At 40.1% G+C, this 11,381-nt stretch carries 9 protein-coding genes and 1 pseudogene; 8 read left to right on the forward strand and 2 right to left on the reverse strand.

Annotation, left to right across the window (positions count from 1 at the left end; translation table 11 throughout):
* Positions 1-148: pseudogene (locus PY092_RS19235) on the forward strand (gluconate 2-dehydrogenase subunit 3 family protein); the annotation flags it as partial.
* Between the two features lie 79 nt (positions 149-227).
* On the opposite strand, the gene PY092_RS19240 reads toward PY092_RS19235, so the two are convergent.
* A complete protein-coding gene (locus PY092_RS19240; RefSeq protein WP_275617365.1) occupies positions 228-968 on the reverse strand; it encodes a hypothetical protein in 741 nt (246 codons plus the stop codon).
* 20 nt (positions 969-988) lie between these two features.
* Here PY092_RS19240 and PY092_RS19245 point away from each other — a divergent pair, with 20 nt between their 5' ends.
* Entirely contained in the window at positions 989-1,114 is a 126-nt protein-coding gene (locus PY092_RS19245; protein WP_275617366.1) for a hypothetical protein, read from the forward strand.
* Here the strand turns inward: PY092_RS19245 and PY092_RS19250 are convergent.
* Positions 1,094-1,840 (reverse strand): hypothetical protein, encoded by a 747-nt coding sequence (locus tag PY092_RS19250; protein WP_275617367.1) that lies wholly within the window; start codon positions 1,838-1,840, stop codon positions 1,094-1,096. The two genes, PY092_RS19245 and PY092_RS19250, sit on opposite strands and share 21 nt — an antisense overlap.
* A 641-nt stretch (positions 1,841-2,481) precedes the next feature.
* On the opposite strand from PY092_RS19250, the gene PY092_RS19255 reads away from it, so the two are divergent.
* The 6 genes from PY092_RS19255 (at position 2,482) to PY092_RS19280 (ending at position 11,275) form a co-directional block, all read left to right on the forward strand.
* Entirely contained in the window at positions 2,482-2,814 is a 333-nt protein-coding gene (locus tag PY092_RS19255; protein WP_275617368.1) for a LytR/AlgR family response regulator transcription factor, read from the forward strand.
* 283 nt (positions 2,815-3,097) lie between these two features.
* Positions 3,098-6,259: a SusC/RagA family TonB-linked outer membrane protein gene (locus tag PY092_RS19260; protein WP_275617369.1), complete on the forward strand. Its 3,162-nt coding sequence runs from the start codon at positions 3,098-3,100 to the stop codon at positions 6,257-6,259.
* A 12-nt stretch (positions 6,260-6,271) separates the two neighbouring features.
* Entirely contained in the window at positions 6,272-7,726 is a 1,455-nt protein-coding gene (locus tag PY092_RS19265) for a SusD/RagB family nutrient-binding outer membrane lipoprotein (protein WP_275617370.1), read from the forward strand.
* Positions 7,727-8,018: 292 nt separating this feature from the next.
* Complete coding sequence (locus tag PY092_RS19270) at positions 8,019-9,341, forward strand: phage integrase SAM-like domain-containing protein (protein WP_275617371.1); 1,323 nt, start codon at positions 8,019-8,021, stop codon at positions 9,339-9,341.
* A 257-nt stretch (positions 9,342-9,598) separates the two neighbouring features.
* Positions 9,599-9,997: a hypothetical protein gene (locus tag PY092_RS19275; RefSeq protein ID WP_275617372.1), complete on the forward strand. Its 399-nt coding sequence runs from the start codon at positions 9,599-9,601 to the stop codon at positions 9,995-9,997.
* A gap of 66 nt (positions 9,998-10,063) precedes the next feature.
* Positions 10,064-11,275, forward strand: a complete 1,212-nt coding sequence (locus PY092_RS19280; RefSeq protein ID WP_275617373.1) for a type IIL restriction-modification enzyme MmeI — start codon at positions 10,064-10,066, stop codon at positions 11,273-11,275.
* Positions 11,276-11,381 lie beyond the last annotated feature (106 nt).

The following is an 11,381-nucleotide window of genomic DNA, read 5'->3' on the forward strand; positions in this document are numbered from 1 at the left end:
CCAGCCCAACGTTTGGGACGGCGTACCGGATGACGTACTGGAACAGCACGGTGTTGCCTATGATGAGGAATGGTTGGCCAAATGCGTGGACCAGAGCAAACGCGGCATTATCGCCGAGTGGGACGAGAATGGGAATTTGTTGACCTAAACAAAACTATGAATGGTAAAAAGCCCGAACCAAAGGCTCGGGCTTTTCATAAAATTAGTATTGAATGAATCTCTTTTAACTATTGAGTGACTTCCTCTAACAGATAGACATCTACAGTACCAGAAACATTTAGATGATTTCCTGAAGAATTGTTTGCACCAAGTACCTCAAAAGAAAAAGAATAGGTAAGGTGGTTGTTGTCTTCACTGTCAAAACTAAAATTTGTAAATTGAAAATCGGAGACTCCAGGATTACCATTGCCATAATAATCTGACATGGTAAAATATTTATTGTCATCCCCAATAACGGCATAGTTGTTCAAATAAATGCTGGCTCCCAATAATTCTTCCGTGTCTTCCCCGAGATTAACAAAATTTAGGCTACAAAATAGGTAGCTGTCATTGTTTATGTCATCAGGTGCTGTTAAAAACCGATTGAATATAAATTCGTAAAGAATATCATTGTCAACATCTGTAGTCTCAAGATAATTGTTGTTGATGATGTTGGACCCAGTCAGTGGAGTAAACTTAAAGGTATTGGCATCTTCAAATGCCACGCCATCCGGCCTAGTACCTGAAAGATTAAGGGTAATGAATCCATATTGGGTCATTTCGTCAAAACCTACTCCGTTTTGACCATCTGTTCCATCCTGTCCATCCTCCCCGTCTTGTCCGTTTGTTCCGTCTTGTCCGTTTGCTCCATCCTGTCCATTGATGCCGTCGATTCCATCTATACCGTCTTTGCCATCTTCTCCGGTACAGGAAATCATGGTAATGCTCAATGCCATAAGGGCAATACTGAATAATCTAAGTAGTTTCATGATTTTTTTTAATGATTAATATGGCTAAACTAGAAAAGGGCAACGGAGTTTGTTTTGTTCAATTGATGAATGGGGTCTATGAATTGATGGATGCCCATTTTGGATTGATATGGCTTTGGGTGCTCTTATTCGATAAGCTCTACTAGGAACACATTCACCTCTCCTGATACGTTCAATTCATGTCCAGAGCCATTGTTGGCGGCATCCACGGAAAAAGAATAGGAAAAACTAAGGTGGTTGCGATTTTCGGGTTCAAAAACCACGTTGGTAAGTTCCATTCCTGATACGCCTTCGCCATCGGAATCGTAAGAATCGTCCAAGATGAAGTATTTGTTGTCATCCCCTACAACTCCATAATTGTTAAGGGAGGTCTCAATCAATCCCACCGCTTCGGTATCTTGTCCCGGATTGGTTATGGTAACTTCCCAGTCGAAATAGGTAATGTTGTAGGTGCCATCGGGGGAACTGTAAAATCTACGGAAGTTGAAAAAGTATTCGGTATCATCTCCCATCGGTGTGGCGGTAACTATATTATAGTCTCCAAAGTCGGTGGCATCGACAGGGGCAAACTTAAATTCAGTGGAGTGCTCAAAGGCGACATCATCGGGCCGTGTACCATTCAGGTTCATGGATATCCATCCGTATTGGGCCATTTCCTCGAGTCCTGCGCCATCTTCGCCAGATTCTCCTTGTGGCCCTTCGGGTCCTTCTGCACCATCTTGTCCGTGTTGTCCATCAATGCCATCGATGCCATTTTTGCCATCCACTCCATCTATACCGTCAATGCCATCTTCCCCGTCTTCCACTAAGCAGGAATTGAAGGCGATGCATAACATTGGTAGCATACATTTGAAAAAGATTTTCGATTTCATAAGTAAAAGATTTGAGAGTTAGTTCATCTAAAAGTAAGGATGCTTTTGGTTGCTGATGCCTGGAATTGACGGTTGCCCCATTTGGGTTGACGAATAACATGTTTGAGTTAATGGATTGATGTATGGGGGTAAGGTAATTGATAATCAGACTGTTGATTTTTGAGAAGTGCAGGGCAAAAAGAGGTTGGAGGTAGAAGTTCGACTTTTTTTTGAGAATTCAAATAAGTGAAACCGTTTGATTTCATGAAAAATGAATCAGTCAATAAAGGTGCTTTGATTTGGTGAGAAGACATAACCGAAAAAGGGATGAAAATGAAAAAGGCGATTATGATTTTGCTTTTCAACTCGATTTACCGGTATTTCATAATTTTTTGTTAATTGCACGGTAAATCCATAGGCTTTTATCGGGACCTTTTCTCTGCTTGCGATATTTGAAATTTTTTAAAATACACTTTGTTATTTGGATTAATTGTGAATTACAATGTGAGATAATAGTAATATCGTAATAATTAATCTTTATTCATTTTGGGTGCTGTAAATATGGTTAAATTGCCAAAAAATTGTTAAATTGTGTAAAATTTTGATGTTGGCAGATCATTGATGAAAATGCCTAGGCTGATTTTATAACTAACTTCAAACCCATGACCGCAAACAACAACATTATTGTAATCCCCGAAGGAAACAAAAGACACTTTTTTAAGATCCATGATATTGATTGGATACAGGCCGATAAGTATTACGTGCACATATACTCGGCCAAGGGAAGAGCTTTATTAAGGATAACCTTAAAAAAGCTTATGGAATTGCTTCCTTCCAATTTTGTTAGAACCAATAGGTCCACACTTGTCAATGTGAATTCTATCCGTATGATCACCAAAAACAAGGTTAACAGCACGGTTACATTGACCAACGATATGGAAATCAGTATCTCCAACCATTATTGCGAGGATTTGGAAGAGCTTCTATTGGTGTAACTCCGCTTTTGTTTCAAATAAGTATTCTTTTATTGCAAATTAATGCTGCCAACCCCCTTTCTATGTTACCTTACATGGCTAGGGGGATGGTATTAACTTGTGAACAGTAGTCAACTCTTATTTCATTTTTTGCATTAGTTCCTCAATCCCCCTTTTTCATTTCAAATTATCGGCATTCCGTTGCAAATAAAAATGCACCTCTCTTTTTTGCACTTTATTGAAGGTTCAAACAAAAGGCATTTTATGCCGCTAGCTAATTCATTCATAACTAAAACAAAAATCAATGATTAAAAAGATGTATTCTTTGGTAGCACTGCTATTGTTTTTGATGACGGGTTTTGCCCAAGCTCAGAATAAAACAATAACAGGAACCGTTACCGATCAAGATGGCCTGCCATTACCAGGGGTCAACATTTTGGTTCAGGGGTCCTCAACAGGTACCCAGACCGATTTTGACGGTAATTATTCGATTGAAGCCAGTGAGGGGCAAACCTTACTGTTTACTTACATCGGTCAAAAAGACATGACCGTTGTGGTAGGAGCTTCCAGTACGGTTAATGTACAAATGGAAGAAAGTGCACAAGCCCTTGCAGAAGTAGTTGTAACGGGGCAAGGTATTAAAAGGGAAAAGAAATCCCTTGGTTTCTCGCAACAGTCCGTAGAGGGTGACAAGCTTGTACAGGCTAGGGAAACCGATGTGGCCAATGCGTTGGCCGGTAGGGTTTCCGGTGTACAGATTGTGGGTAACAGTAGTTCCACGTTCGGAAACTCCCAGATTAGACTTAGGGGTAACGACGATCTACTTTATGTGGTGGATGGTGTTCGAATCTATTCCTCAAGTGATGTCAATACAGACAACGTAGCCGATATTTCGGTGCTTAAAGGTGCTTCCGCTACAGCGATTTATGGTCCTGAAGGAAGAAACGGTGTTGTGATCATTACCAGTAAAACAGGTACCACCGGAGTGGCCAAATTTGAAATTGACCACTCGATGTCAATCAGTTCGGTAACTACATTGCCAGACTATCAAAATGAGTATGGTGGTGGATACAGCCAAACGTTCAACACCTTTACCTATGATCCTGCGACTGACCCTGCGGATTGGGCGTCCTTTGATGGACAGCAGTATCCGGATTTCTGGGCAGACGAAAGCTGGGGGCCAAGATTGGACGGTCAAATGGTAAGACATTGGGATAGTTGGATTCCTGGGACTCCTGAGTTTGGGGAGCTTCGTTCTTGGACTCAAACTCCCAACGATGTCGATAGTTTTTATGAAGATGCCCTTACCTCCAATACCACACTTGCTTTTTCCAAAGCTGGTGAAGAGTACAATATGAGGGGTACGTTATCTTACATAGATCAAGGTGGGGTTGTTCCCAACTCCAATAGCCAAACCATTAGAGTGGCGTTGAACGCCTCATATAATGTGACGGAAAAGCTGCAGTTTTTGGCTAACCTTAATATCGAGGACAGGGATAGATTGAACACGCCAACCCAAGGGTATGGGAACTTGGGTTCTAACTTTAACCAATGGTGGCAAAGACAATTGGACTTTAATCGCTTGGAAGACTATATGAGAAATGGACAAACCGTTTCTTGGAACATGAGAGGTCCAAGGGATACCCGACCACTCTATTGGGATATGCCTTATTTCCATTCCTATGAAAACCTATACCACCAAACCAAGAACTCTTATTTTGGTAGACTTGGTATCGTTTACGAGTTCAATGACAAATTTAACTTCAGTTTCGATGCTAAGCAGACTTTCCACTCCTATAGATTTGATGACAGGGGTACTACTGTTAGTTTGCTTGATCCTGCTTATTATCAAGAACGGTTCAGAAGAAATGAAAGGACTGACTTCTTTGGAATGTTCAACTATAACGACAGATTTTTGGAAGATGACCTTGATGTGGCAATGACTGCAGGTTTTGAAAGGGTTGACAAGGAATACTTTGTGTTGAATGCCTATACCAATGGGGATTTGACTATTCCGGATTTCTATAATTTGGCTGGATCTCAGGATCCAGTAACAGCGGAAAACTCTGTTACAAAGTCCAAAACGGATGCTTTGTTCTTCAAAGGGTCTGTAGGGTATAAGAGTACCTTGTACTTGGATGCTTCCTATAGATTGGACTGGTCATCAACGGCAATAGCCAGTGACAATAGGGTTGAGACGTACGGTGGGTCGTTGAGTTTCTTGGCACACAATCTATTGCCAACCAACGATGTGTTGACCTTTGCCAAGTTCAGGGCAGGTTATGCAAGTGCACCGTTTTTTCCAGATCCTTATTTGACTTCAGCGGTATATGACACAGATGCGTTATATCAAGGAAGTGGAAGAATTACCGTTTCCGACACCCAGGAAAATCCACAATTGACGGGAGGTACCAGAGACGAACTTGAAGTGGGTACTGAACTTCAATTCTTTAGAAACAGACTTTCTTTGGATGTGACCTATTTCAATAGAACAGACAAAGATCTTCCAATCAATGTGCCATTGGATGGGGCAACTGGTTATTCAGAAATTACAGTGAACAGTGGTAAGCAGACTTCCAGTGGATTTGAGATTGGATTGATTGGGGATGTTTTCGCCGGTGAGGATTTTCAATGGGAACTGGGTGTTAACTTTGCTACCCTTAAAAGAGAAGTGGACGAATTATATCCAGGTATTGATGCACGGGATCTTAGTACGTACACAAGTAACATGAGGTTACAGGAAAGAGTTGGACAAGAATGGGGATTGCTCTACGGAACTGGTTGGGCTACAGATGATAATGGAAATACCATATTTACTGAGAATGACGGTGTTTACTATTATGCCATTGAATCGAACAAATTTTTAGGGTCCCTGTTGCCTGATTTCACAGGTGGTGTTACATCAAACATGACCTATAAGAATTTTACCCTTGCTTTGGCGTTCGATTTCCAAAAAGGAGGAAGGTACTACTCCAGAACAGAAAGATATTTCGATCATTCTGGACTTTCCGCCAAAACGGCAGGACTTAATGATCTGGGGAATCCAAAAAGGGACCCTGTGAGTCAAGGTGGAGGTGAGCACATTGTTGGTGTGCTTCAAACAGGAACTGACGATTTGGGCCAGCCAATCAGTGATGGAACAGTTGTGGATGCTTATGTAGACCCACAAGACCTTTATAACTTGGGTAACCTTGGTAATATTTACGAAAATAACCTGCACGATGCTTCTTATGTGAAGTTGAGAACAGTGCGATTTGGCTATAATTTTGATAAAAAAGTTGTTGACAAATTAGGTATGTCCAATGCGTCCATCAGCTTTTTTGCCAATAACCTTTGGTTGATATCTTCGGACTTGGATTGGATAGATCCTTCTGAGATTGAGAAAAGAAGCGGATACAACTGGGCTGAGGCAGGTCAGCTTCCGATGACAAGAACTATGGGTTTAAACCTAAAATTAACGTTTTAAAAAAAAATGATGATGAAAAGTTTAAATATAAAAATAGGGTTGATTGCCTCTATTATGGTTTTGTTCACAGCGTGTGAAACCATAGATTATGAGGATACCAATGTCAACCCGAACGGACCCACAGCGGCTGTAACCTCACAGTTACTGACCAATGCCATGTCATTTATGGCTGAATATATAATGGTGGATGAGACCACAATATTATATATGCAGCATATTACACAAGGGCAGTATCCAGGTGCTTCCAGGTATAATACCTTGAATGAGTCGTATGATGACTGGTACGTAGGACCGCTTACGGATTTTAATCGAATTATCGATTTGAACAGCGATCCTGAAACTGCAGATGATGCCTTGAGTTATGGTAGTAATGCGAACCAGATTGCCGTGGCAAAGATTTTAAGAGCATATTATTTGCACTATATGACGGACAAGTGGGGGGCGCTTCCATTGAGCGAGGCTTTTCAGGGAATAGATAACCCACAACCAGCTTTTGATACGCAGGAGTCGGTTTACAACTATATGTTCGCTGAGATTGAAGAAGCGGTAGGCATGGTGGAAATGGCCGAGCCTGGACCAACAGGAGACTATCTTTTTGGTGGGGACATGGATACTTGGGTTACATTTGGCACCCATGTAAAAATGATAATGGCGCTTCGTATATCCGATGTGGCTCCAGGTTTGGCACAGACCAAGTTTGAGGAAACTGTTGCTACGGGTAGATTGATCACCGACAACAGTGATAATATCGAGTACACCTACGGTACAGATGATGAAAGTGATAGCCCATGGGATGACAACTTTAAAACTCGTGAGGATTACATCCTTTCCAGGACCATGGTGGAATACCTAAGGGAAAACCAAGATCCACGTTTGTTCGAATATGCAGAGGAGGCAAGAGATAGCGTTTCACCAGTGACCAATTTCCCAGGTGGTATCGATGCTGGTTATGTAGGAGCGCCTAACGGTCAGGTAAATGGTAATGTACCTAGTTATTCCTTTATTAGAAGTGAAATTATTTACACTCCCGATTTCCCTACGCCAATATTTACAGCGGCACAAGTTGATTTTTCCTTGGCTGAAGCAGCTGGCAAAGGTTGGAATGTAGGTGGTGGTTCTGCAGCTCAATGGTATGAAGCAGGAGTGCAGGCCTCTATGGAATATTGGGGCGTGGATGCTACGGGAATCACTGATTACATAGCAGCACACCCATATACGGGAATAGACGACATCGCTTACGAAAAGTGGGTGGCATTATATCTTAACGGACCAGAGGCTTGGGCCGAATGGAGAAGGTTGGATGCTCCTTACCTAGAGCCTTCCGCTTTCGCCAGTGATCCAAGAATTCCTGTTCGTATGGCCTATGACCCATCAATTGCGGATAACAATGCAGCCAATTACAATGCTATGATTGGTTTCCAAGGACCGGATAACAACCACACCAAACTATGGTGGGATGTGAATTAATTCCGTACCTAAAAGAATAACTGAAAAGGTCTACCAACTGGTAGGCCTTTTTTTATGCTTCAGGATTTCATTTTGAGCAATAAAAAAAGCCCTTGATTAAGGGCTTTTCTGTACTCGAGGCGGGAGGTGAATATATTTTACGGTCATTTCTATTTATTTATTAAAATACTATAAAACAGTAAGTTGCAATTCATATTTTATTCGATAGTATTCGATTAAGTATGGTAATAGCCTATTAATGTTGGCAAAGTGTTGGCAAGAATCATTATCTTTGAGTTTCAATTTTAAGGATATGGCAACAATAAGATTTAGGGTTCATGGCAAAGGCGAAAATTCAAGCATTTATGTTAGGCTATCTATGGGGAGAGGCTCCGAGTTTATTAGAAAAACAGGTTTCATCATTGATGCAAAAGATTGGAGTAAAAAGAAGTCTTTTCCAATTCCCAAGAACGAAGAACTTAAAAACTTGAAGGCAGATTTGGTTGAAATGTCAAGCAGATTGGAAGTGCTTCTAAATACGGCAACGAAGAATGGGCATATCATTGATGGAGCATGGCTTGAGAGACAAATCGATTTAATAAATAATAAAGCGGCAATTGAAAATCTTGACGATATTGTCAATTATACCCAACATATTATTGAAACTGCGGCCAATCGACCAAATGGAAAAGGTGGCATTGGTCTTTCTGAAAGGCGTGTAAAAGGTTACATAACCTTCAAGGGTGTATTAAAACGATACATTAAGGAAAAACGAAAAGGGAAACAGCTTTTGGTACGAGATGTTGATCTAAAACTAGCGGACGATTTCAAGAAATGGCTCTTTGAGAAGGGCTATAGTGTTAATTACGCAGGAAAAAACATTGATAACCTTAAGGCTGTCTGTAATGATGCTGTGCGTAATGGAATAGAAGGGTCACCTTCACTATCCAGCATTAAAAGTTTTAGTGAAAGTAAAGAACCAGAAGCCATTATTTACCTGTCTGAGGAAGAGCAAATGCAAATTGCTTCTTTAAGTTTTGATAATGAGGCTCTTGCCAATGCTCAAAAGTGGTTGTTATTAGGTTGTCAATTGGGGCAGCGTGGAGAGGACCTGCTTAATATTAACGAGAGTAATATAAAGCAGATGAATGATTTAAGAGTGATTGAACTCAAACAGAAGAAAACTGGTAAAATTGTTGCAATACCACTTCTGCCATTTGCCGAGGAAATTATTCAGGACGGATTTCCTTATAAGATAGCTTTGCAAAACTTTAACGAGTACATAAAAAAAATATGTTGCAAAGCAGGTATCGACGCACTGACTAAAGGGCGAAAAAGGCCGAAGTCAAAAGACACCAAAAAAAATAAAAGAAGCTTACCATCCATACAAGGTATGTATCCAAAACATGAATTGATAGGATCTCATGTTTGCAGACGTTCATTTGCGACCAACTATTATCAAAAAATACCAACACCTGTTCTAATGAACATTACGGGGCATGGTACCGAACGTATGTTTCTAAAGTACATCGGTAAAACTGCTTATGATAATGCGTACCAAATGGCAGAGTATTTTAAGCGTATCCCTAGTCCAACAAATAAAGAGTCAAAACTTACTTTGGTAAAAAGTTCTTAGGTTGTATGTCTGTGTGTATTATTCGGTAAATTTTTGAATAATCTGATCAATTTTAATCGGCGGACAAAATACTGTTGCTAACTATTCTTTTGTAATTATCACCTTAAATAGTTCGCGTTTTATTGTTTGGCAATATTACTTTAAATGCTGTAAACATTGAAGTATAGTGTTTTCTCATTGGATTATCCTCCGATTGACAGCTTTGTTTTTTTTGGTTTAAAGGGTTAACTTAATGATAGAAACTTTATCCACGGATTATGAATAACTATTTAGAACCAAAATTCAATACAAAAGGCCAACCAATCTGTGAAATATGTGGTTTGGCATACGATAAGCTTCTTCAGCATGTGTCTATGGGACATGGAATTTCCGCATTTGATTACAAAAGGAGATTCAATTTGAATCCAAGGCAAGGAATCCAAACAGCTAAGCTGACGACTCAGGCAAGGAAAAGAGTTAAGAGAAATTTTAAAACCGTTGTTTTGGACAACCTTATTGTTAAGGGTAGGGATACAAGGTTTAAAAAGGGTAATCAGCATACTGATATTGAAAAAGTAAGAATGGCTATGAAGAAGCGGTGGGAAGCTGCCAAACAACAGAAAATAAAGACTAAGGCAGATATAGTGCATGATCTGATTTCAAAATTAGGTCGATGACTTTTCTATAACCAAGTGCTGGAATTATTCTATTTTTAAACTTTTACCCACCAGATTAAAATTTAAATGAACGCAGTTGAAATTGAAGAGGCTATATATGAACTGGCAAAGCAACCTTTTGATTCGGAAGAATTTCCTTATTTGTTTCTAGAAGCATTTGGCAACAAAGCTACAACCATCAAAAGATTACGTTCGGGCAATTCAAACAAATCCAAAGTTGAAGGCGGTGTTCTTCAACGGAACAACATTCATATAGCTACCTGTAAAAATGGCAAGGTAATAGAGACCTTAACTGCATTGCGTGATGGTCTTGAAACCAAAAAGGCAAAAGCAAAATACATATTGGCTACTGATGGAAAGGATTTTCAGGCTGAAGATCTTACCACTGGAGAAACAATTGTTTCTGCTTATACGGACTTCCACGATCATTTTGGTTTTTTTCTTCCGTTGGCAGGAATAAGCACCGTAAAACAGATTCGGGAGAGTAGCTTTGATATTAAGGCTACAGGGCGTTTAAATAAGCTTTATATAGAGTTATTGCGAGCTAACCCTGAATGGGCTACTGCTGAGAGGAGGCATGATATGAACCACTTCCTAGCTCGCCTTATTTTTTGTTTTTTTGCAGAGGATACAAATATCTTCAAGGGTGACAATCTTTTTACTGGTACAGTAAGTAAAATGAGTGCTTCAGATGCTTCTATTGTACATGAAGTGATTGCCGAGATTTTTCGGACCATGGACACCAAAAAAGAAGATAGAGAAAAGAAAAAAGTACGGAATTGGACGAATGATTTTCCCTATGTGAATGGTGAGCTTTTTTCAGGTTCAACAGAGTGCCCCAAGTTCACAAAAATTGCTCGATCTTTTCTTTTACATGTAGGGAACTTAGATTGGAAACGGATAAATCCAGATATTTTTGGTTCAATGATTCAAGCGGTAGCCGATGAAGAAGAACGAGGTTCCCTAGGAATGCACTATACTTCGGTCCCCAACATTCTTAAGGTGCTTAACCCGCTGTTTCTTGATGATTTAAGAGTACAGTTAGAGGAAGCAGGTGATAATGCTAGAAAACTACTTAATCTAAGAAAACGGATGTCTAGAATCCGTGTTTTTGATCCAGCTTGTGGTTCTGGGAATTTTTTGGTTATTGCGTACAAGCAAATGCGGCAAATTGAAAATGAAATCAACATTAGACGAGGGGAGGAGCATTTTTCTACCGAGATACCATTGACCAATTTTAGAGGTATTGAATTAAGGTGGATAAGCCGGGTAAACTGACCCACCTTCGCCGGATGAAACTGACCATGGCAAATGGACTGCCCAGATTTGATCTATCCTTGGGTTAAACTTAGTTTTTATTTTTCAATTTTCTTCTCATTGATTC

Origin of the sequence: Flagellimonas yonaguniensis, assembly GCF_029193885.1 — a bacterium.
Classification (GTDB): Bacteria; Bacteroidota; Bacteroidia; order Flavobacteriales; family Flavobacteriaceae; genus Flagellimonas; species Flagellimonas yonaguniensis.

What these genes read in the sequence shown, in the direction of transcription:
- PY092_RS19260 (WP_275617369.1), top strand. Translation starts at nt 3,098, where the DNA reads ATGATTAAAAAGATGTATTCTTTGGTAGCACTGCTATTGTTTTTGATG.
- PY092_RS19265 (WP_275617370.1), top strand. Translation starts at nt 6,272, where the DNA reads ATGAAAAGTTTAAATATAAAAATAGGGTTGATTGCCTCTATTATGGTT.
- PY092_RS19240 (WP_275617365.1), bottom strand. Translation starts at nt 968, where the DNA reads ATGAAACTACTTAGATTATTCAGTATTGCCCTTATGGCATTGAGCATT.
- PY092_RS19275 (WP_275617372.1), top strand. Translation starts at nt 9,599, where the DNA reads ATGAATAACTATTTAGAACCAAAATTCAATACAAAAGGCCAACCAATC.
- PY092_RS19280 (WP_275617373.1), top strand. Translation starts at nt 10,064, where the DNA reads ATGAACGCAGTTGAAATTGAAGAGGCTATATATGAACTGGCAAAGCAA.
- PY092_RS19255 (WP_275617368.1), top strand. Translation starts at nt 2,482, where the DNA reads ATGACCGCAAACAACAACATTATTGTAATCCCCGAAGGAAACAAAAGA.
- PY092_RS19245 (WP_275617366.1), top strand. Translation starts at nt 989, where the DNA reads ATGGCTAAACTAGAAAAGGGCAACGGAGTTTGTTTTGTTCAATTGATG.
- PY092_RS19250 (WP_275617367.1), bottom strand. Translation starts at nt 1,840, where the DNA reads ATGAAATCGAAAATCTTTTTCAAATGTATGCTACCAATGTTATGCATC.
- PY092_RS19270 (WP_275617371.1), top strand. Translation starts at nt 8,019, where the DNA reads ATGGCAACAATAAGATTTAGGGTTCATGGCAAAGGCGAAAATTCAAGC.